Source organism: Pseudoalteromonas sp. UCD-33C, from assembly GCF_001306895.1.
GTDB lineage: Bacteria > Pseudomonadota > Gammaproteobacteria > Enterobacterales > Alteromonadaceae > Pseudoalteromonas.
Genome location: NZ_LJTB01000016.1, coordinates 1 through 22,140, shown reverse-complemented (window position 1 = coordinate 22,140; position 22,140 = coordinate 1). Strand labels below are relative to the sequence as shown.

Genomic DNA, 22,140 nt, shown 5'->3' with positions numbered 1-22,140 from the left:
TCAAAGGGCTTTTTATACTTTGACTTGCATTAAAAGCCCTGAAACTTACTGCGTTTACGCGTAACCTCTAACCAATGCAGTAAGTTATTATCATATCTTTTAAGTCGTTGTTTTTGTTTCGACGTTAAATAATAAAATGGCGCGAATATAAAATAGCCATGACCAATGATTACCACACAATTAAAACCATATTTAGAAAATTGTTTAATTTTTTTAGTTTTGTTCGGTTCAATATGAACATTCCCAAACGCAGAGCTATAAAAAATACCATGGCGACAAATGGTAAGTTTTTTCTTGCTACTTAACATTAAAAATACAACTACAAACGAAATAATTGTAAAAGCCAGTAAAAGTAGCTCGTAGAATGGATGGATTTTTGATGCTGATTTTAATATGAAAAGTAATAAGGCTGCTAAAGTGATAAGCACTGCAAGCGTGCTTTTCTCTGAACTCTTCCTTAAATTCAATACTTTCATTCTCAGTCCTTGAGAGGTTTTTTTAATATATTACTCCGCCACTTAGATAATACAATCTGCCAAAAAAATGAAAGTAAACGCAATTTTTAATGTTTTATTATTAATTTTTAATGCTGTGTTTTATTTAGCTTGTTGAAATTAAATAAGATGTTTAGCGATGAGAGATATAATAATAAATGTAAAATAGGTTGGTAGAATAAGCGACGTTATATATTTTCATTAAGGATAATGATCCATTGAAAACTGCCAGCTGTTCTTTGCGCATATTTTTATTAAAATGATCGACGCGAGTATATTAATGTATTCAACTTTACATAAAAGATTTTAAAAAAACCTGAGATAGCAATACCTTAAGTAATTTGTTAAAACTATATCAAAGGGGGAAGCCACATAACAAACCGCTGTAGATCTGGGAGGAGCATGCTGGGATTAAAGAATGTGAATCGTCCTCGCTTGTTAATATAGCTCACGCTTTTTGTCCCTATGCGAGATGGGTGGTACGTTTAAGGATATTCCCGCAATTAATTTTGGCGTTGGTATTTTTAAAATATAAACAGATGTATTGAACGGAAATTTAGGAGCGCTTTTGTGAAAGGGACTGCATTCATTCTTTTCATTGTAGCCGTTTTCGGTATTCTAAAACTCATTGCTCCGAAGATTGTGGAGTTTTTGCCTGAGTGGGTAAATGGACTTATTTTTCTCATTGTATTTTTAGTTTTGTGTTTTCAATTTGGGCGAATTATCTTTAAACACCGAAGAAATGACGATTAGCAGTTTTTTTTAAAGTGTATAACAAACAATTTAAGCCGTCGTTCGGTCGTTTTCACAGTATGTTTTTGACATCAATAGGATTAAGGTATGGAAAACTATGCACTAGCAGGCTTGGGGTTGCTAATAGTGTTCAATATTTTGATTAGTTTAGTAATTTATAAAAGAAATGATTTTGAARCTTTTCAAAAAGTAGCACAAATAGTTCTGGTTTGGTTACTCCCCGTCATAGGTGGAACTGGAATCTTAATATTCTATAAAAGTATAGACAAACCAATCAGGAAACCAGAAAGCTTTGCAAAACGTTCTGAAGGTAGTAGCTCTTGGCAAGATGAACCCTAATATAGAGCTATTAGGTAGCGACTATTAAAATCCAAGCCATGAGCTCACGTGTTTAAAGCGAGCTCATTCCAAAAATAATCCTACAAACCAAGTAAAATCTTATCTAAGTTTTGTTTTGATTTAGCAACGCTTTGTAGTGGGGTTAGTCCGCTTGGGTACTCTTCTTGCTCAAGCACTAACCACTTGGTATTACCGTGCGACTCTAAAGTATCGATGATGGCAGGCCAATCAATGTTGTTTTCGCCGATAATCGGGCTCATGTTGCTACCCTCAATCGTACGAACTTTAATGTGCGTAGCAAGCGTGCGGTTAGGGTACTTTTTAATAAAGTAGATTGGATCTTTAGCAGCGTAATTGACCCAGCCAATATCTAACTGCAATGGCATGGTCTTGGGAGTATTACTGGCAATGTAATCCCAAAACGTTGCGTTATTAAATGCATTAAACTCTTTATTATGATTGTGAAAACCGATTTTCATATCAAAACGGGTCGCATAATCACTGACTTTAGTAAGCTCTTTAACCAGAGATTTAACTCCCTCAGGGTGCCATGCTCTTTCATCCCAAGGTACATAAAGTGTAGTAACGCCAAGGGTCTTGTAAAACAGCAGGGTGCTATCAATAGTGTTTTCACTGAGTGCATCAAAGCCTATATGGGCACTACTGGCAACTAAGCCTAACTCACTGAGCTTTGTTTTTAAGGCTGCAGGGTTATTTGAGTATGGGCCAAAGTCTCCGGCAAACTCCACGCCGTCAAACCCCATTTCGGCAAGAGACTTAAGCGTACCATGAAAGTCATTTTTTAAGGTGTCTTTGACTGACCATAGCTGCACACTCACTGGCAGTTTTGCGAATAATTGACCACTAAATACAAGACTAATAATGAGCAATAAAATGCGGGTTTTAAACATACTTAAATCCTAAAAAAGCAGGGGAGTGACCCCCTGCACTGTGTTACAAATAACACAAGGGGGAAAGTTAATCAGTATAGGCGTACTCACTTAAACCAAGCTCAGCTAAAACTTGATCTAAATGGGCTTTTGCTTCATCAGAAGGGCCTGGGTAATCGCCTGCAATAGGCACATTACCAAGGTAACCTATGTCTTTACAGCCTTCAGGCGTACAGAAAAATGCTGCCAGCACTAACTCTTTAAAGCGTAAAAAGGCTTTACCAATGCGCTGAAATTGCAGAGGTGTTTGCTCGTTTAAAAACGCAATATCGTCTAAAATCGCGCGATGTTGCTTTTCGTTAAGTGCTACAAATTGCTTTTTAAAACGAAGCTGTGCTTCATCGTTAAGCCACGCTAATGAGTTTAAAATTTTAATTCTATCGCGTTGTTGGCCTTCATAGGGTGCGCTTACCCACTCATTAATAACCGCCGGTACTTGTAGCTCACTGGCTGAAGGAATAGCACCTTCGCGCGGCACAATGTAATCAGATAAAAGCGCTACCAACGTGAGTTCGTCTGCTGTTAAGGTTAGCGGCCAAGGTGACTCTGGTGGCATCACCAAATTAGGGTCTTGACCATAGCCTTTAGCGGTTACAGGCTTGATATCTAAATCAGGCCAATGCTCTTTTGCAGAGACTGCAACGTCATCTTCAAGTGCTTTTGTGCAGCCAGCAGTTAAACCAATCGCTGAGCCCGCAGCTAATAGACCAAGCCATTTTAAGGACTCTCGGCGGCTCATGTTAGAAACATAGTTATATGAGTCGTGTTCGTTACGATGATGCATAATTAAAGTACCCCGTTATCAATTTGTTGAGCAAGCCAAGTTGAATTACGCATTGCCAGTGTCATGATGGTGAGCGTACAGTTTTTATGAGGGTTAGAAGCAAATACACCCGCATCCATTACAAATAGGTTATTACAATCCCATGTTTGACCCCATTGATTGGTGACTGAGTCTTTCTTTGAGCTTCCCATTCGTGTGGTACCCACTTCGTGAATGATTTCGCCACCTTTTGAAATCGCTTTTTCAGCAGGCGGGAGTTCGCCAACGGTCGCACCCATGTTTTCTAGAATTTGCTTCGCAGTTTTTAAACCATGTTCGATTTGCTTTAATTCTCTGTCAGACCACTTAAAGTGGAACTTTGATACCGGAATACCCCATTTGTCTTTAACGTTTTCGTCAATTTCCATGTAGGTATCTTTGTTCGGCAACATCTCGCCACGCAGAGCAAAACCAACGTAAGAGCCATATGCATCACGAATCTGCTGCTTAAGGGCAGGGCCATAGCCTTGTTTATCACCCGATACACCCGAGCCTGGTTGTCTAAAGCCACCGCCAATTTCAAAGTGATAACCACGTGGGAAATCTAATTCATTGTTAGCTTGTGCTTGATGACCCCACCAAGGAATAAATAAGTGATTAGCGGTATGTCCATCTTCGTTATAACGTGGGCGACCTTTAAGTGCTGGAATTTGCGCACCTAACCATGCACCCGTCGAATCCATTAAGTTTCGACCTACTTGGCCACTTGAGTTAGCAAGGCCTTTCGGGTGCTTTTGATTCTTTGAATTTAATAAAATACGCGCTGATTCACAGGCGCTGGCGGCTAAGATAACCACATCTGCATCAACAGCGTGTTCTGTTACTGAATGTTTATCAACATAGGTGACGCCAGTGACTTTACCTTGCTCATCAACTTTGACTGATTTAACCATGGCATCAGTAATAACTTTTAAGTTACCTGTGGCTTTTGCCATAGGTAATAGCGATGTCGTAGTTTGGAAAGCTGCGCCAATTGAGCAACCAGAGCCACAAGGCGTCGCATAAAAACAAGCCATGCGATCATCTTTTGGTCGGGTTAATACCGCACGGTGCATAGGCACTGCTTGAATGCCCATTTTCTTTGCAGAAGCGGCAATTAAAAGCTCAGGAACACGCGGCTTTGGTGGCGGCTGTAAAATACCTGGTGACGAGTCTGGCATATCTTCATGGCCAGTATTGGTGCCACATACACCCACAAGTTCTTCGGTTTTATCGTACCAAGGTGCTAAATCAGCGTATTCAAATGGCCAGTCGGCACCGTGACCATCACGGCTTTTGCCTTTAAAATCGTGTTCACTAAAGCGTAATGAATAGCGGCCCCAGTGGTTAGTTCGACCACCTAACATACGTGCGCGCCACCAATAAAAGTCGCTTCCTTTGGCGCTGGTATAAGGCTCATCAGGTACTTGCCAACCTCCATCAACGGTTGCGTCGTAAAAGCCAAAGTTTTTGTCTTTGTTACCTGCGCCCATAAGCGGAGCTTCGTTGTTACGACGAAACATCGGGCTTTCTGTTTTCGGGTCATAATTACGACCCGCTTCAAGTAATAACACTTTGTGACCAAGCTTGGTTAGCGTATAAGCGGCCATTGCACCGCCAGCACCAGAGCCAACAACTAATACCTTATGTTTAAAATCAGACATCTTATAGCTCCTTGATTTTTATATTTTTAAACCACACTTTGTCACCATGGTCTTGAAGCCCGATATGGCCTTGTTCAGCCGTTGCAAAGTTTTTCCAGGTTGCAAACTTACTGCCTTTAACAAGGGTGTTCCATGTTGTACTGCCAATCACAATGCTGGTGGTGCTAATACCGTTTTGCCAAACTTGTAAGTGGTTGTCTTGCATTTTAATGCGTACATGGTTCCAGCTATTTGCTGGTTTGTGCGCCGCAACTGGCGCAGCAAATAAATCGTAAATTGACCCAGCTAAGTGCGAGTCAATTTCGGTATCTGGGTGTTCTTCGTTATCGATGATTTGAATTTCAGGCGCATGAGAGTAAATCATCTGTCCGGTTTCATCAGCTAACACAAAAATACCGCTATTGCCTTTGGTAGAGATTTTCCAATCAATCTGTAATTCAAAGTTTTGATACTGCTTTTTAGTAAGCAGGTCGCCACCACCTTTAGTTAATGTCATAGCGCCATCTTCAACGACCCATGCAGGATTTAAAGATTCGCTTTTAAAATTACGCCACTGCGACATATCTTTGCCGTCAAACAACAACTGCCAGCCAGCTTGCTTTTCTTGTTGTGTAAGCTGATTGTCAGCCGCATTTGCGAGTGCACAGCTACTAACGGTGAGCATTAAAGTCAGTGCTTTAAGAGATTTAAACATTGTGTGTTCCTCGACGATTTACTTGCTTAAGACGCACATTTTTCGGTGCGTTTGTTGTTATTAATTACTAAATGCAACCCAATGAATGCGACGATTAAAATAATTGGGAAGATCAGTAGGTTTTGTAATACAGCCTGTCCGGCTAAAATTTCAATTTGTTCAGCGCTTGCGCCACTTGCTTGTGCTGATGAGCGTGCCGTATCTATCCAGCTACCAATTACAGGGTTCCAGATGCTCATAGCAAACATGCCTGCACCGCCCATTAACGACATACCCAGCGCCCCTGACTTTGGAATGTATTCTGCAACGCAGCCAAGCATGGTTGGCCAAAAGTAGGTAACGCCAAGTGCAAATAATATGGCCGCTATATAAATCATGCTGCCCTCGGCTTGGCTCATCATGAAGATACCTAAACTTGCACAAATGGCAGAGCCAAGTAATACACCGGTAGGGTTGAGCTTATGCACAATGGGGCCTGCAAAGAAGCGACCAACCGCCATTAAGCCAGTGATCAAGGCTAACACCACCATAGGAGAGGCACCCGATGAACCTAAAATACGCTCAATCCACTGCTGTGTGCCAAATTCAGTGGTTGCGGTAAACGTCATGCAGGCAATTAAAAAGATGTATAACGGCGTAAATAAATGGCGAATATTGCTGCTGGTAGAGTGAGTACGCGTATCAAAGCGTGGAAATTGTGCTTTGATCAGCATAGCGCCATAGATAACCGTAGGAATTAAAATTAACGCTACTTGCCATTGCCAGTTTAAACCTGCTCCCGACATAAAATTCGAAGCAAGTGCCCCAATCACAATGCCACCTGGGAACCAAACATGAAAACGGTTTAGCATAGTGGTGGTGTTTTTAGGGTACATTTCTGCAATTAGTGGGTTACAGCCAGCTTCAACAGCGCCGTTGGCAAAACCAATTAAAAAGGTAGAAACCAGTAAGCCCCAAAAACCATCAGCTGTTATGGTCAAAACAAGGCCAAGTAAATGACAGATAAAGGCTAACGCCACTAATTTTTTCGCGCCAATGGCATTATAAATAATACCGCCGACCATAGTCGCAACCGGAAAGCCTAAAAATGCCATGGCATTAACCCAACCTAATTCGGTGTCGGTTAAGCCAAACTCACTGCCAAGTTGACCCAAAATACCAGCACGGATGGCAAAGGTCATAGAGGTCACAATCAGTGCTATACAGCAAAGCCGAAAGACAATGCGGTTATAATTATTGTTGTCCATATTGTGTGTCCTGTGTGTTCTATTGTTGTCGGTTTATAAACCTAAAATTCGATTATTACGCTCAGTGTTTGTTGCGCCACTGGCAAAATCGTCAAAGGCTTTGTCGGTTGGGTTTATTAAGTGTGTTTTAATAAACTCAGCGCCTTCTCTTGCCCCATCCTCTGGGTGCTTTAAGCAGCATTCCCATTCAAGTACAGCCCAACCATCAAAACCATATTGAGTTAACTTGCTAAAAATTTGCTTAAAATCTACTTGGCCATCACCTAAAGAACGAAAACGTCCTGGTCGGTCTTGCCAGTTTTGAAATCCGCCATAAACACCTGAGCGGCCATTTGCGATAAATTCGGCATCTTTGACATGAAACGCCTTAATGCGCGAATGATAAATATCGATAAACGCTAAATAGTCGAGCTGTTGCAATACAAAATGGCTCGGATCATAAAGAATATTAACGCGTGGGTGATTATTGGTTGCCGCTAAAAAGCGCTCAAATGTCACACCATCATGTAGGTCTTCACCCGGATGTAATTCATAACATACGTCCACGCCATGCTCGTCAAAGCAATCTAAAATGGGTAACCAACGCTTAGCTAGCTCACTAAAGCCTTGTTCAACAAGTCCTTGTGGACGCTGTGGCCACGGGTAAAAGGTATGCCATAAAAAAGAACCCGAGAACGTCGCATGGGTTGTTAAACCAAGGTTTTTACTTGCTTTAGCAGCCATCATCAGTTGTTCTGTTGCCCATTTTGTTCGCGCTGCAGGGTTGCCTTTTACATGCTCTGCGGCAAAGTTATCAAACATTTCATCGTACGCAGGGTGCACAGCAATTAACTGGCCTTGCAAATGTGTTGATAGTTCTGAAATTGTAAGTCCATACTCTGTAGCAATACCTGTGACTTCATCGCAGTAATGCTGGCTTTGAGCTGCTTTTTCTAAATCAAAAATAGTCGGGTTTGAGGTTGGCACTTGAATCGCTTTGTAACCTAAACCGCTTGCCCATTCACATAAACCACGAAAGCTATTGAAGGGGGCTTGATCTGAAATAAACTGCGCCAAAAATATAGCTGGCCCTTTGATTTTATTCATTCTTTATTTTCCAATCTGTAATTTGTGCCATTTAGTATCTTGTTTAGCTGAAGCAACAACATGTTCAATAAATGCCATACCCCGCACAGCCTCATTGATGCCTGGCACATCAAATGCTGAATTTGTTGCGTTGTCGCCTTGCTTGAATGCATGAATTTGCGCTGCAAAATTGCTGTAAATGTTGGCAAATGCTTCAAGGTAACCTTCTGGGTGACCGGCAGGGGCGCGCAGGGCATTTTGCGTGTCAGGGTGTAATTCACCTACGCCCGCTCTAAGTAATGTAGCGGCTTGATTGTGGCCTCTTAGCCATAAGCTATTAGGCTCAAGTTGCGACCATTCAAGGCTGGCTTTGTCGCCATAAATACGCAGACGTAAGTTGTTTTCATCGCCAATAGCAATTTGGCTTGCCAGTAAAACGCCTTTACAACCATTATTGAATCTAAGAAGCACAGTGCCATCATCATCAAGGGCTCGGCCTTCAACCACATGGTTTAAATCGGCGCAAAGCTCGGTGATTTCGAGATCAGAGACATACTCGGCTAAGTTAGCTGCATGCACGCCAATATCGCCCATACAACAACTAATGCCAGCCTTACTGGTGTCTAAACGCCAGCTTGCTTGTTTTGAACCCTCGTCTTCACGTTGAGATAACCAGCCTTGGGTGTACTCAACAATGACTTTACGTATGGTGCCGAGCTCGCCTGCTTTTACGCGATGCTTGGCTTCTTTGACCATAGGGTAACCGGTGTAAGTGTGGGTTAACCCATATAAAACCTGCTGTTTTGCAATAATGCTTTGTAATTGCTCTGCTTCTGCAAGTGTGAGCGTTGCTGGTTTATCTGATAACACATGAAAACCATGTTCAAGCGCCATTTGCGCGACCGGAAAATGTAAGTGGTTTGGGGTGACAATAGCCACAAAATCAATACGCTCATCAGCAGGTAATTTTGCTTCTTCGGCAAAAAGCGTTTGGTAACTGTCGTAGCAACGGCTGCTATCAAGCCCAAGTAGTTCGCCAGTTGCTTTACATTTGTTTGCGTCTGAACTGAATGCACCTGCAACAAGCTCTATCATTCCGTCTAATCGCGCTGCAATTCGATGTATAGCGCCAATGAAAGCACCATCGCCACCGCCTACCATTGCCATGCGGATCTTAGCTTTGCTCATCTTAAGCGCTCCTAATTTAAATAGCGTTTGCTACTGTTAATATCATGTTATTGATAATAGGAAAGCTTAACCAATAAGCGCTAATAAAAATTCGGTTGACAATGCAACAAAATCGGCGTTTAAAATATATAGTGCTATTCTTTATAGAGACAAATTTAAGCGATGGATATTCAAGAAATAATAAAAAAAGCAGGCGTAAATCAGCTAATTGCTGCATTTGATTTACTGCCAGATATCCTCTTTTGGGTAAAAGACACAGATAGTAGAATCTTGCATTGTAATCAGCATTTTATTGAGCATCAGGGTTATAAAACACTGGAGCAAATATTGCTAAAAACAGACTTCGATTTTTCACCAAAGCACCTCGCGTTTCAATACGTCAATGACGATAAACGGGTGATGGAAGGCTACATAGTGACTGACCGTTTAGAGCTTAACCAAACCCAACAAGGTGAGCTTGGTTGGTTTTCTACATCAAAGCATGCTTTAAAAGATCATGATGGCAATGTGATTGGCACTTATGGAGTGACCCGACATCTACAAAAAACCTCAAAAGCGCTTTCTCATGTAAGGGCAATTGAAGAGCCGGTAAAATTTATTCGCGAGCATTATCATCGTCAGATCAGCATTGATGAATTAGCAGAGCTTGCACACTTGTCGGTAAGTGCTTTAGAGCGCCGTTTTAAAAAGCACTTAGCAAAAACCCCCAATCAATTTATTAACGAAGTGCGCCTTGAAAATGCCCGCAAGCTACTGATTGAAACGCAACTGCCAATTTCACAAGTGGCCTACCAGTGTGGGTTTTCGGAGCCGAGTTACTTCAGCAAACAATTTCGGCGTTTGTTTGGTGAAATTCCTTCACAAATGCGCTCGCAATTAGGTGATTAAATTGCAGCTCTTGCCATTAAAATAGCCCCTTGCTCTGCACTGGCAAGGGCGGGGGTCAAACGCGCTTTACTGGCATCAGTTAAGTAAGGCGTGATAGCACTAGCAATACCGCCCATCAAAGTAACGTTTTCAATGCCTTGCTTTTCAAAGTAAGCGATATAGCGGGTAATGTATGCGCACGCTTCATTGATTAATTGCTGACAAAAAGCGTCGTCAGAATGACTAAAAACAAGCGGCGCATATTTGGCAAGATCAGCAGGGCGCGCTGATATTAAGCGCTGACTTAACGCTTGGCTTGAGTCGCAGTTAAGCTGGGTGAGTAGGGCATCTATAGCCGCTGAACTTTGCGCAACATCATCAAGTACTTCAAATGCTTTACGGCAAAGTTGTAAGCCTAACCAACCACCACTGGCACCATCGCTCAGTAATAATCCGTAACCACCTAATTCGCTAAATTGGTTTTGTTGTTGGTAACCCGCACAAAAGCCCGTACCAAGGATAATCACCGCACCATCATGATGTTGATGTGCGCCTTTACAGGCAATCAGCATATCTGTTGACAGGGTAAATTTAGCAAAAGGGGGCTGCCATTTGGTCATGGCTTGAAAGGCAGAGTCAATATTAGCTCCGGCAAGTCCTGCATGCGCATAGGTGTTTTTCAGCTCGCTTAAGGCAAGCCCTGCCTCACGAAAAGCAAGTTCAGTAGCGTGAAGTATTGATTCTTGGCTTTGTTTGCAGCTGGTGGCCACGTTTGCTGAACCACTTGTGGCTTCGCTAATTAGTGAGCCGTTTTCGTTTTCCAAACGAACTTTACACTTACTTCCACCGCCATCAATACCTAAAAAATACGTTGCCATGATTAATCCTTTGAAAGAAGCTTATTGATAGCCTCAGCGTTAATTGCCCCGTTTTCGTTGTGCACACATGAGTGTACATGCACAGCTGCATTGGCTGAATGGTTTTTTATTAATTGCCAAATAGCTTCAGCGTTTTCTAAGGTCACACCACCTCCCATAACAATTTCTATTTGATTAGCGCTGTGCGCTAAGTATGTGTTGAGCTGATTTAGACCATCAACAGCACTTTGGCCGCTTTGCCATGGCGTGCCTGCTGTTAAGATGCGCTCAACGCCTAAGCTAATTAGTTCATTGAGTGCGCATAACGGGTTTGTAAGAGTATCGAATGCACGGTGAAAGGTCACCTTCAGGCCATGCTGTTTGGCTGTGGCAACTAAAGAGCGGGTCACCTCTAAATCAAGTTCGCCGTGTTTTACTGCACCAAATACCACGCCATGCGCCCCCGCATTCGCTGCCATTGTTATTTGTTTTTGCATAACTTGGTGACACTCAGTACTAACAATAAAGTTGCCTGTTTCGGGGCGGATCATCACCACTAACTCTGCGTTATTGGTCAGGCTTTTTACAGCGTAATCAATTGCTTTAACAGTTGGTGTCAGGCCACCTAGGTGCAAATTACTGCACAATTCAAAGCGCTTTGCGCCTAAGTTACTAGCCATTGAAATGTTGTTAGCGAGCTGCTTAAAGCACCCTTCGTTTAGGCATACTTCAAGAAATTTACCATTGTTCATGGGCGAGTTTTTACCATATCTATTACACCTACCTTTTAGTTACTCAATCCGTGAGTCATCAATAAATACGCAATATGTTAAATTGTTATTTAGTATCAATGCTTTAAATGTTTTTTTGAGTTTGTTTTTCTGAGCCAGTTAACTTAAATTCGCTGAGCTTAACTATAATTCAGAAAATATAAAAATGAATATAAAATATTCCTAACGCCGATTTTGTCATATCTCTCACCGAATTTTTATTATCACTTTTTGACCACTCACCCTATTCTGAATTTGAGTTTAACAAGCTGTTAACTACCAATAATCAGTTTAAAAACCGACAACAATAAATCGTTTTTGCAGGGGCTAAAGGCTCTTAAACAAAAACCGAACACACAACTGGAGATAGGCATGGGCAAGCAAACTGTAATAAAAACAAAAGGGCAAGGAAGGCATTTTAAGCGTAATGCAATTTTGATTTCGCTACTGGCGGCAATCAATACAAGTTACGCAGCAGAGCAAGCAAATGATGATGTAGAAGTGATTGAAGTACGGGGTATTCGTTCTTCAACTGCAGAAAACTTAGCAATAAAACGACTTTCAACAGCGACAGTTGATGCAATCACCGCAGAGGATATTGGTAAGTTTCCTGATAAAAACGTCGCTGATTCATTGCAACGTGTATCGGGCGTTTTGATTGACCGCGACGGTGGCGAAGGTAGCCGCGTGAGTATTCGTGGTACGTCACCGGATTGGACACTCACCCAATTAAACGGTAACTATATTGCTTCATCAGGTTCTGGTACTCCAACCCGTAGTTTTAATTACACGTTATTGCCTTCAAGCATGATCAAAAGTGTAGAAGTGTACAAAAGTGCAGAAGCACGCATCGATGAAGGTGGCATTGGTGGTACGGTTATTTTACACACCCGAAAACCGCTTGAGATGGAAGCAAACTCCGGGGCGCTAAGTGCAGAGGTGACTTACGATGATGTGTCTGAAGACACTAAGCCACAAGTCAACGTGCTGTATTCATGGAAAAATGACGACGAAAACTTTGGTGTACTGGCCGGCTTTACACGTCAAGATCGCACCGTAACAACCATCACTAACAACGCATCACACTGGCGTTTTCACTCAGATACCGTTGAAGGGGCAGAGCGCCCAGCGCTGGTAGACCAAGCCACTGGCGAAGTGTACAACAATGTGTGGGCACCGCGTGCGATGAGTGTTAATAACTCAAACCAAGACCGTACACGCGATGGTTATCAAGTGGCTGTGCAGTGGGCACCGAGTGACAGACTTGATTTAAACTTTAACTATTTTGGTGCCAAGTTAGGCTACGACCAAACAGGGCAAAGTATTACTTTTGCCGAGTGGAACGATAACCACAACCCGTATTACGGCATTGTGCTTGATGGCGATACTGTGGTTGCCTACGGTAATGGCGATAATGGTTTACTCAATGATAATAACTGGGGTGATGCCGATGTAAATGGTGGTGTGGCTGTTCGCCGTGGTTTGTTATCACCGCAGTTAACAGGGCGTGAGCGTTTTGGCGAATCAAAATCAAATACTTATGATTTTGAAGGCACTTATTATGGTGATACTTACAGTGTTACATTAAAGCTGGGTCATACTGAAGCTGAAGGCGGCACCTCAAAAGAAACCTACGCCAATATTGATGCGCGTTTAGGCTCAGTAAATAGCTGGTTATGGTCAATTGAAAACGGTAAACCAAGCTACGAAGTGTCGACTGATTTAGCCACCGATAAAGAAGCATATCAATATTACGATTGGTTTGACTCTTACTCATCTGAAAATGAAGACTCGGAAGATTACATTCAAACAGATGTAAAATTTGACCTTTATGGCAACTTTTTCACCCGTGTCTATGTAGGTGCTAAATATCGCGACCACGAAATTAAAGGCATTCGTAATGACTTTCGTTGGGATGACGGTATCGCTGACAATGGCGGTTACCGCGGTTACTTACCAGGGACTGAGTGGTTCCATAATCCAGATTTTCACCCAGATGCGCCAACATTGGTAAGCGACCATGTAGTTGATAACAGCGCGGGTGATACAGGCGCATTTAACTTTTTAGCGTTTGATTTTAGAGCGCTGGATGATTACTTAAAAGAAAACTTTAGCCAGACTGTAGTGCCAACACTTTCGGGCACGTACGCCCTTGAAGAGAAAATTTGGTCTGTTTACACTCAAGCTGATTTTGAGTGGCAAGATTTCCGCGGTAATGTCGGTGTGCGTTATGTGAATACAGAGCTAAGCACCTTGACCTACGATGATGTCATTGGCCAAGATGATGACGACACCGATCCAAACGAGCGCAGTAGCGATGGCAGTGAAGTACTACCAAGCTTTAACCTTGCATGGGATGCAACCGAAGATCTTGTGGTGCGCTTTGCCGCAGCACGCACCATGGCAAGAGTGAGCTATTCAGACTTAAGCCAAGCAGAGTCTTACGGTCCTCCAGTTAATATTAACTCGCCTGATTCATGGACAGGCCGTGGTAATGGTACCTCGGTAAACACAGGCCTTGAACCTATGTTATCTGACCAATTCGATTTAGGTATTGAATGGTATTACGGCGATGGCTCAGCACTGGGTGCGACTTTATTTTCTAAAGATATTTCAAACTTACCAATCTCGACAGTAGAAATTGTAGAGCGAGAACACGATTGTTGTAACGGCCCAATCGAAGTCGAAATGAATACCAAAGTGGGTGGGGGTGATGCAAAATCAGAAGGTTTGGAGCTTTTCTTCCAGCACTCATTTGATAATGGTTTTGGTATTTTAACTAACTATACCTACACAGATACCAGCACCAGCGAAGTCTCGACAGACGGACAAAAAACAGAGGCCGAAATACCAGGCACCGCTAAGCACCAATATAATGTGTCGGTGTACTTTGAGAATGACGACTTTAGTGTTCGTGCGTCTTACAACTGGAAAGATGACCGTGCCAACGGTATTCACCAAGGCTACAACTTGTATACCAAAGACTATGGTCAGCTAGATGTGAATGCCTCGTATAACCTAACAGAGGATCTTTCGTTTACTGCGTCAGTGGTAAACCTAACAGAAGAAATAGAAGAAGGCTATTGGAAACAAAGCAATCGCTTTACCTATAACCAATATTCGGGCCGCCGTTTTTACCTAGGCGCAAATTATAACTTTTAACCATAGGCATGTTGTTTGTTACAACCTAAAAAGGTACTTTTATTAAAGTACCTTTTTCTTTTTTAAGACAATAATGATTAAGTTTGTAGCAGCTACAGAGCAAGACAAAGCCTATTTACTCGACTTAAGATTAAATACAATGGTTGAGCACTTAGAAAATCAGGGATTATTTTTATCACTTGAGCAGCATCAAGCACGAGTGGCTGAGCACTTTGAGCACAGTCATTTAGTGTTAAATGATGGGCAATGTGTTGGCGCTGCCAAGTTCATTGTGAGTGACCAAGCAATCAGTTTATTACAGCTACAAATTGCACCTAAAGAGCAGGGCAAAGGGTTAGGCACTAAGGTATTAGATGCACTCAAAGCGCAAACAGCAGAGATAAATTTAACGGTGCTAAAAGCGAATCCAGCGTATGGATTATATCAACGGGCAGGGTTTAAAACTCTAGGCGAAGACGACTATGAGTTTCATATGCAGTGGCAGAAATAAAAAAGGGCGCTGTTAAAAAAACTAAGCGCCCAATTTTGACTATTTCTTTTCTTCGTCAGGTAAGGTGACGTTTAGCTCAAGTACTGCTAAGTCATCTTCGTTTTGGTCAAACTGCACCTGAACTGCATCAGTGTTTACATTCACATATTTACGAATAACATCAAGGATGTCTTGTTTTAGCTGTGGTAGGTAATCTGGTGTACCACGCTGTGAACGTTCGTGCGCGACAATGATCTGCAATCGCTCTTTTGCTAATGACGCACTGCTTTTCTTTTCTGAGCGGAAGTAGTCAAGTAAAGACACATTAACCTCCAAAAATCCGTTTAAATAAGCCTTTTTTCTCTACGTCTAAGAAACGAAAATCAACAGTTTCGCCTAATAAACGATTGATTGCATCTGTGTATGCTTGGCCTGCATCCGATTCACCATCAAGGATAACCGGTTGACCAGAGTTCGATGCACTAAGTACAGCTTGTGATTCAGGAATAACGCCCAGTAGTTTAATCGCTAAGATTTCTTGTACGTCTTCTACCGAAAGCATTTCGCCTTTTTCAACACGCTCAGGATTATAGCGAGTTAGTAGTAGATGTTCTTTTACGCTTTCAAGGCCTTCTTCAGCACGTTTTGATTTGCTGTGTAAAATGCCAAGAATACGGTCAGAGTCACGTACTGATGATACTTCTGGGTTCGTTGTTACAATCGCTTCATCAGCGAAGTACATTGCCATCATTGCACCAGCTTCGATACCCGCTGGAGAATCACACACAATGTAATCAAAATCTTTTTTCAGCTCGTTTAGTACGCGCTCAACACCGTCACGGGTTAGGGCGTCTTTATCACGGGTTTGTGAGGCAGGTAAAATATGTAGCTTATCAACGCGCTTATCTTTAATAAGTGCTTGATTTAAGTTAGCTTCGCCATTGATTACGTTTACAAAATCATAAACAACACGGCGTTCACAACCCATGATAAGGTCAAGATTTCGTAGACCAATATCAAAGTCGATAATAACGGTTTTAAAGCCTTTTAGCGCTAAACCTGTGCCAATCGCAGCACTCGATGTGGTTTTACCAACACCACCTTTACCAGAAGTAACGACAATCACTTTTGCCATGAGATTTATCCTTTAACCAAAGCTGAAATTTCTAATGAATCATTTTTTTGTTGGATTTGTACTGCGCTGCCCCAGTGTTCACCTTGTAGAGAGTCGCTGATCCAATAACTACCATTAATCGAAACAAGTTCTGCTTCTAATTTTTGGCAAAATATATTTGCTTCGTTGTAACCTTTAGCCCCTGCAATTGCACGGCCGCGAAGGGTGCCATAAATGTGCACGTTGCCATCGCTAATCACTTCGGCGCCATGACTTACAGCACCGATTACGATTAGGTCGCGGTCTTTTGCATACACTTGCTGGCCCGAACGTACAGTGCCATGAATAACTTGCGCAGGCAGGTGAACGGTTTTTTCAACGATAGATGTATTTGTTTGTTGTTTAGCGGTTGCACCCTTAACGTCTTGTGAATAATTTAACACCGACAGGCCCGCAGCTTTTGCGCTTTCGTTTTGCTCTTGAGAGCCATTACAAACCCCAACAGGGTTTAACGAAAGGCCGCTTAACATTGATTTTAAGAAAGAGAAATCAAGCGCTTCATCTTGTACGTCGCTTAAGTTGATTACGATAGGCGCACCGGCAAAAAACTTAGGTGCTTGGGCGATTTTCTCATCTAACTGCTTACTTAAAAGGGCTGTATCTGCTGAAAATAAATGTAAAACAGATAACGTAAAAAGGTTCCCTTTTAATTCAAAAATTTGTTCCGACATACACGCTCAATTGAATTGTCTGGATTAGCATCATTTAAGTATAAACACAGGCTGAACAAGGCATATACAGTAAAAATCTAATCTATTTTTTCTAACTTATTATATCACTCATGTTATAGTGTGCGCCTTCGTTAAGCAAGATATTATAGGGCCATAATGCTAACTGCGGTGTATAAAAGTATTAAAAAAGCGGATACATACCTTTTTGTAGAAAAAAGAGATGATTTCTCACGCGTACCTGAACCATTACTAGAAACGTTTGGTCAACCTAAGTACGTGATGATGATTAATCTAGCGAGCCGCGAAAAGTTAGGTGTGGCAGACTTAGACGCGGTTAAGCAAGCGTTAATTGACCAAGGGTTCTACTTGCAATTACCTCCGCCGGAAGAAAATCTGTTAACCCAATTTAAAAAAGACAAGGGAGTTGAGAGTGATTAAAAAACTTGCCGTCATTTTACTCAGTGCTTCACTAAGTACTTCAGTATTGGCAGAACAAAAGACACAAGCTGATTTTGACGTTTACGTTGCAGCATTAAAAAAAGAAGCACTTGAAAAAGGCTATGATGAAGCCTTAGTTGATCAAGCACTTGCAACAGCTAAATTTAAAAAGAAAGTGATCTCAGCTGATAAAAATCAGCCAGAAGTAAAAGAAACCCTCGAAACCTATTTACCTAAACGTGTGCCGCAATGGAAAATTGACCGCGCGCGTAAGTTATACAAAGAAAACCAAGACGTTCTTGAAAAAGTAGCCAAAGAATACGGCGTACAAGCACGTTTTATTGTTGCACTTTGGGGCCTTGAAAGTAACTTTGGTAAAATCCAAGGTGGTCACAGTGTAATTGCATCATTAGTTACACTTGCTTTTGATGGTCGCCGCGAAACCATGTATAAAAACCAACTTTGGGCTGCGCTTGATATTTTAAAAGAGGGTCACATTACCCTAGATAAGTTCAAAGGCTCATGGGCAGGTGCAATGGGGCAAACGCAGTTTATGCCAACCTCATTTAACGCTTACGCTGTTGATTACAACGGTGATGGCCGCAAAGACATTTGGACCACAGAAGAAGACGCATTTGCTTCAATTGCTAATTATTTAAAGCAAGCAGGTTGGAACGATGATTTAACCTGGGGCCGCCAAGTTAAACTACCTGAAGGCTTTGATAACTCAAATATTCTTAAGCGCGGTACTAAAACGCGCAGCCAATGGTTAGAGTATTGGAAAGATTCAGAGCGCAGCCTTGCTGATTGGCAAGCAATCGGTGTTCGTAAAATGGATGGCAGTGACCTACCAAACGTTGATGTTACCGCCGCAATGGTAATGCCAGATGACGTAAACGGTCGTATGTATCTAGCCTACGATAACTACAAAGCACTTATGCACTGGAATCGCTCGTATTACTTTGCAACCAGTGTAGGTTACTTATCAGATCGCATCGGTTACCCAGCGATTAAGTAATCGAGTAATAAAAGTTAGCAAGGTCCAAGGGTAAAGCAATAAGTTTTACCCAAGCAACTTGCTAACTTATTCGGCGTTAAAACGCCTCCTACGCCGAGAAATTGTATTGATGTAGGTCGTTATTTATGGCGACACAATCTTGAACATTTTTTGTAGGAACGGCTTCAGCCGAGAACCTCAAATATTCGGCGTTGAAACGCCTCCTACAAACTTTACTCTTGTAACTTGTAACTTTCCCCTCAATCGCGCTAAAGCACGACCTACAGGACAACGCGCGAAACAAGTTTCACGCCTACGATAGAAAACATTAGGCGCTAGGATTTAGGCTATGGGACGCGATATGAAATCGCTGCTACATGTTCGGCGTTAAAACGCCAGATTTCCTTTTCCTGTGATTACACTTTTACAAACAACGTCATAAATCTCATCATAAAACATTATTTGAAAATGCTTACACCCAGCGATTTCGTCTTGATTGAATGATAGTAGCCAATTCGAATTAAGCACTTCAAATATGGCTGCCACACACTTTGTATTCGCTAGAATACAGTCATGAACATCATCCGTTGCCATTGAATATGCTTTTACGTTATCTAATCTTATATGCTTAAGGTTAGCTAATGAATATTCATCATCAGGATTGAAGTACTCAAAGCCTAAAAGGTCTTTACCATTTCTTTGCCAAATAACCTTTTGTAGTTCAGGTCCTCTGCCATCATGATAAAAGTGTTTTTCTAAAATTGGTTTGGCAGTCATAGTGACCTTTTAAAAGCTAAAATAATTTAAGTTTGTATAGTATTAAGAGCCCAACACCCGTACTCAATAAATGCAGTCTATAGTTTAAAATCGAAAAGGTATTACTCGACACTATTTTTAAATAAGAGTCTTCTTTGTTAGCAACCCCGACAGGTAAAAAGTCATATAAGAATAGAAGTATGCCTGCCAAAATTAATACAATACTGATTATCAAAAGAAGCTTATTCACATGATTATCCTTATTTTTAGCTACTTGTTCGGCGTTGAAACGCCTCCTACAAACTTTCCCCTAGCAACTCGTTAACTTATTCCCCTTTCCCCGGCTTTTTCAAAATCTTATCTTTAAAATCAAGCACCTTGCCAATGCCAGAGCCTAGTTTCATTAGGCTTTGAAGTTGTTCAGGGCTTAAGCGTTGTAGCTCTGCAGACCATTTGGTTACGGTTTCGAGTAGGTCATGAATTTCTTGCATTTGTTGCTGAGCAAAGCGCTCATCATCATTGTGGGCTTCTTCTAAAATGTTATCGCGAAGAAGGCTAAGGGTTGGGTCAATTTCACGTTTTTTACGCTCTTCGAATACGCGGTTGGCCATATCCCAAATGCTGCCAGCAGGGCCGTAGTATTCTTTACGGTCACCCGGAATATGGTGCACTTTAATTAAGCGCCAAGACTGTAGCTCTTTAATGCCCATACTTACGTTTCCGCGCGAGATACTTAAGGTATCGGCAATTTCATTGGCGGTCATTGGTTCTTTCGTAATGGTTAATAATCCACACATTTGACCAATGGTGCGGTTAAAGCCCCAACGGCTACCCATTTCACCGCAGTGCATAACAAAAGCTAAGTTTTTTTCAGATAGGCTCATAATTTTTAGTATTCAAAAATTTCAGAAATTAAATGCTAGCACGCTCGGGGTATAACTAAAAGAAATAGCCACTATGCAATCTGCTACTACTAAAGTGTAGATACGCCATTATTTAAATTTAAGTTATTGAATTTAAATAATAGTTTAATTAAATGCCGCAGTGGTTAGCTATTTGATGTGGATCAATAATAGTGACAGTTAATGAGTTTATCGTATAGGGTGAATCGCAATTAATACCATGGAGGAAGGTTATGAAAGCTGCAGTAAATAAAGAGTACAAAGGTAAATTAACTATCGAAGATATCCCATGCCCAGAGGTGGGAATTAACGATGTGCTAGTTAAAATTGCCGCGTGTGGAGTGTGCCACACAGATTTACATGCTTGTCATGGAGATTGGCCTGTCAAACCTAAAATGCCATTAGTACCGGGCCATGAAGGGGTAGGTACTATCGAAAAAGTAGGCGCAAACATTAAACACTTATCAGTAGGCGACCGTGTCGGTGTTCCTTGGTTATATAGCGCCTGTGGTCATTGTGAGTTTTGTTTAGAAGGTAAAGAAACCTTATGCCTTGAGCAGCACAACACAGGGTATTCAGTTGATGGTGGTTACGCTGAGTACTGTGTAGCCCATGGCGATTACGTAGTGAAAATTCCTGAAGGATTAGGCTTTGCAGAAGCCGCACCTTTGTTTTGTGCTGGGGTTACAACCTATAAAGCGCTTAAAGTGACTGATGCAAAAGCGGGTGATTGGGTGGCAATTGTCGGTGTAGGCGGCCTTGGCCATTTAGCGGTACAATACGCAAAAGCAATGGGTTTTAATGTGATTGCCGTTGATACCGGCGAGAGCAAGTTGGCACTAGCCAAAGAGCTTGGTGCAGACATCACCATAGATTTTATGAAGCAAGTGCCTTCAGAAACCATTTTTGAACAAGTGGGCGGCGCACATGGTGTTGTGTGTACTGCCGTTTCAAAACCCGGTTTTGAGCAAGCATATAAAAGCGTACGCCGTGGCGGTAAATGTGTGCTTGTAGGTTTACCACCTGAAGATATGCCATTGCCAATTTTCGATACCGTGTTAAATGGTGTGTCTGTTGTTGGCTCAATCGTTGGTACGCGTAAAGACTTACAAGAATGCCTAGATTTTGCTGCTAAAGGTAAAGTTAAAGCCATTATTGAAGAAAAACGCCTCGAAGATATCAATGATATTTTTGACGACATGCTAAAAGGTGATATCACAGGCCGAATTGTAATGACGCTTTAAGCTGAGTCAGTTAACGCTGTCAGGTTTGGTTGAGTGGCTCAATTGAATCTGACAGTTTTTCTTATGCTAAAAAGCCGTGACTGTAACTAGTTATTGCCCCAAAATGAGTTAGCGTAACTGCTCTAGAGCTCTGTATCAAAAGGAGATTGAAAATTTTCTTTTGATACAGTCTTTATATTCAAAATTTACAACTTTCCCCTATATTCAAGAAAATGAGCAATTTGCGCATTCTTGTCATAAGACCACTTTACCAATTTAAATTATTTTGTTAACTAGCAAAAGGTTAGCTAATTTGATAAAAACGTAGTAATCAGAAAAGTGAGCAGTTGTGTGGTAGAAATATGCGCGATTTGCGCACTATTAAATTGTTGAACTAAGCCGCTACGCGGAGATCCAATGCTCACCAACTGAGCCACACTTACCTTGGGGTTATCCTATAACTTGGAGGTAAGTCATGAACCCACTCATAGAACAAGTCAAAACAGAAATAGCCTATCGAGGTTATTCGCAACGTACATGTAAAAGTTATTGCGAGCATTTACTTAAATTGAGTCATTATTTTGATAAGCCACTCGATTTAATTACCGATAAAGAACTGAATGCGTTTTTTAATGATCCTGCTATTCGTAAACTTTCT

23 protein-coding genes are annotated in these 22,140 nt (G+C 41.7%); 8 read left to right on the top strand and 15 right to left on the bottom strand.

What is annotated here, in order from left to right:
• Positions 1–29: 29 nt before the first annotated feature.
• Positions 30–476, bottom strand: coding sequence for a hypothetical protein (locus tag AOG26_RS18755; RefSeq protein WP_054563869.1), 447 nt, complete (start codon positions 474–476; stop codon positions 30–32).
• Positions 477–1,334: 858 nt separating this feature from the next.
• On the opposite strand from AOG26_RS18755, the gene AOG26_RS18745 reads away from it, so the two are divergent.
• On the top strand, positions 1,335–1,586 hold the full coding sequence (locus AOG26_RS18745; RefSeq protein WP_054563867.1) for a hypothetical protein: 252 nt from the start codon (positions 1,335–1,337) through the stop codon (positions 1,584–1,586).
• An 80-nt stretch (positions 1,587–1,666) separates the two neighbouring features.
• On the opposite strand, the gene AOG26_RS18740 is transcribed toward AOG26_RS18745, so the two are convergent.
• The 7 genes from AOG26_RS18740 to AOG26_RS18710 form a co-directional block, all read right to left on the bottom strand.
• Entirely contained in the window at positions 1,667–2,497 is an 831-nt protein-coding gene (locus AOG26_RS18740) for a sugar phosphate isomerase/epimerase family protein (protein WP_054563866.1), read from the bottom strand.
• Positions 2,498–2,564: 67 nt separating this feature from the next.
• A complete protein-coding gene (locus AOG26_RS18735; protein WP_054563865.1) occupies positions 2,565–3,320 on the bottom strand; it encodes a gluconate 2-dehydrogenase subunit 3 family protein in 756 nt (251 codons plus the stop codon).
• 2 nt (positions 3,321–3,322) lie between these two features.
• The gene (locus AOG26_RS18730; protein ID WP_054563864.1) at positions 3,323–5,002 is read right to left on the bottom strand and encodes a GMC family oxidoreductase; all 1,680 of its coding nucleotides are present in this window, start codon (positions 5,000–5,002) and stop codon (positions 3,323–3,325) included.
• A gap of 1 nt (position 5,003) precedes the next feature.
• Positions 5,004–5,696, bottom strand: coding sequence for a 3-keto-disaccharide hydrolase (locus AOG26_RS18725; protein WP_054552038.1), 693 nt, complete (start codon positions 5,694–5,696; stop codon positions 5,004–5,006).
• A gap of 26 nt (positions 5,697–5,722) precedes the next feature.
• Entirely contained in the window at positions 5,723–6,943 is a 1,221-nt protein-coding gene (locus AOG26_RS18720) for an MFS transporter (RefSeq protein ID WP_054563863.1), read from the bottom strand.
• Between the two features lie 33 nt (positions 6,944–6,976).
• Positions 6,977–8,029 (bottom strand): sugar phosphate isomerase/epimerase family protein, encoded by a 1,053-nt coding sequence (locus AOG26_RS18715; RefSeq protein ID WP_054563862.1) that lies wholly within the window; start codon positions 8,027–8,029, stop codon positions 6,977–6,979.
• Between the two features lie 3 nt (positions 8,030–8,032).
• Positions 8,033–9,196: a Gfo/Idh/MocA family protein gene (locus AOG26_RS18710; protein WP_054563861.1), complete on the bottom strand. Its 1,164-nt coding sequence runs from the start codon at positions 9,194–9,196 to the stop codon at positions 8,033–8,035.
• A gap of 162 nt (positions 9,197–9,358) precedes the next feature.
• Here AOG26_RS18710 and AOG26_RS18705 point away from each other — a divergent pair, with 162 nt between their 5' ends.
• On the top strand, positions 9,359–10,084 hold the full coding sequence (locus AOG26_RS18705) for an AraC family transcriptional regulator (RefSeq protein WP_054552042.1): 726 nt from the start codon (positions 9,359–9,361) through the stop codon (positions 10,082–10,084).
• Here the strand turns inward: AOG26_RS18705 and AOG26_RS18700 are convergent.
• Both AOG26_RS18700 and AOG26_RS18695 read right to left on the bottom strand, forming a co-directional pair.
• Complete coding sequence (locus AOG26_RS18700) at positions 10,081–10,941, bottom strand: BadF/BadG/BcrA/BcrD ATPase family protein (protein WP_054563860.1); 861 nt, start codon at positions 10,939–10,941, stop codon at positions 10,081–10,083. The genes AOG26_RS18705 and AOG26_RS18700 overlap by 4 nt on opposite strands.
• Before the next feature lie 2 nt (positions 10,942–10,943).
• Positions 10,944–11,672: a copper homeostasis protein CutC gene (locus AOG26_RS18695; RefSeq protein WP_054563859.1), complete on the bottom strand. Its 729-nt coding sequence runs from the start codon at positions 11,670–11,672 to the stop codon at positions 10,944–10,946.
• A gap of 390 nt (positions 11,673–12,062) precedes the next feature.
• Between AOG26_RS18695 and AOG26_RS18690 the strand changes: the two genes are divergently transcribed.
• Together AOG26_RS18690 and AOG26_RS18685 are read left to right on the top strand one after the other, a co-directional pair.
• On the top strand, positions 12,063–14,852 hold the full coding sequence (locus AOG26_RS18690; protein ID WP_054563858.1) for a TonB-dependent receptor: 2,790 nt from the start codon (positions 12,063–12,065) through the stop codon (positions 14,850–14,852).
• A 73-nt stretch (positions 14,853–14,925) separates the two neighbouring features.
• Positions 14,926–15,342, top strand: a complete 417-nt coding sequence (locus tag AOG26_RS18685) for a GNAT family N-acetyltransferase (protein ID WP_054563857.1) — start codon at positions 14,926–14,928, stop codon at positions 15,340–15,342.
• Between the two features lie 39 nt (positions 15,343–15,381).
• On the opposite strand, the gene minE is transcribed toward AOG26_RS18685, so the two are convergent.
• The 3 genes from minE to minC are packed head-to-tail and all read right to left on the bottom strand — an operon-like array spanning position 15,382 to position 17,166.
• Positions 15,382–15,645 carry a cell division topological specificity factor MinE gene (gene minE, locus AOG26_RS18680; protein ID WP_054552047.1) on the bottom strand — a complete coding sequence of 88 codons (264 nt, stop codon included), beginning with the start codon at positions 15,643–15,645 and terminating at the stop codon, positions 15,382–15,384.
• Position 15,646: 1 nt separating this feature from the next.
• The gene (minD, locus tag AOG26_RS18675) at positions 15,647–16,456 is read right to left on the bottom strand and encodes a septum site-determining protein MinD (RefSeq protein WP_054552048.1); all 810 of its coding nucleotides are present in this window, start codon (positions 16,454–16,456) and stop codon (positions 15,647–15,649) included.
• 5 nt (positions 16,457–16,461) lie between these two features.
• On the bottom strand, positions 16,462–17,166 hold the full coding sequence (minC, locus tag AOG26_RS18670; protein WP_054552049.1) for a septum site-determining protein MinC: 705 nt from the start codon (positions 17,164–17,166) through the stop codon (positions 16,462–16,464).
• A gap of 156 nt (positions 17,167–17,322) precedes the next feature.
• Here minC and AOG26_RS18665 point away from each other — a divergent pair, with 156 nt between their 5' ends.
• Positions 17,323–17,604 (top strand): YcgL domain-containing protein, encoded by a 282-nt coding sequence (locus AOG26_RS18665; protein WP_054552050.1) that lies wholly within the window; start codon positions 17,323–17,325, stop codon positions 17,602–17,604.
• The gene (locus AOG26_RS18660; protein WP_054563856.1) at positions 17,597–18,622 is read left to right on the top strand and encodes a lytic murein transglycosylase; all 1,026 of its coding nucleotides are present in this window, start codon (positions 17,597–17,599) and stop codon (positions 18,620–18,622) included. The genes AOG26_RS18665 and AOG26_RS18660 overlap by 8 nt, the downstream gene beginning before the upstream one ends.
• A gap of 366 nt (positions 18,623–18,988) precedes the next feature.
• Here AOG26_RS18660 and AOG26_RS18655 read toward each other — a convergent pair whose 3' ends face one another.
• Together AOG26_RS18655 and AOG26_RS18650 are read right to left on the bottom strand one after the other, a co-directional pair.
• Positions 18,989–19,378 (bottom strand): hypothetical protein, encoded by a 390-nt coding sequence (locus AOG26_RS18655; RefSeq protein WP_054563855.1) that lies wholly within the window; start codon positions 19,376–19,378, stop codon positions 18,989–18,991.
• Positions 19,379–19,683: 305 nt separating this feature from the next.
• On the bottom strand, positions 19,684–20,241 hold the full coding sequence (locus tag AOG26_RS18650) for a GbsR/MarR family transcriptional regulator (protein ID WP_054552053.1): 558 nt from the start codon (positions 20,239–20,241) through the stop codon (positions 19,684–19,686).
• Between the two features lie 251 nt (positions 20,242–20,492).
• Between AOG26_RS18650 and adhP the strand changes: the two genes are divergently transcribed.
• Positions 20,493–21,503: an alcohol dehydrogenase AdhP gene (adhP, locus tag AOG26_RS18645; protein ID WP_054563854.1), complete on the top strand. Its 1,011-nt coding sequence runs from the start codon at positions 20,493–20,495 to the stop codon at positions 21,501–21,503.
• Positions 21,504–21,957: 454 nt separating this feature from the next.
• Positions 21,958–22,140 (top strand): phage integrase N-terminal SAM-like domain-containing protein (locus AOG26_RS18640; RefSeq protein WP_200907878.1); only part of this gene is annotated, 183 nt, incomplete at its 3' end.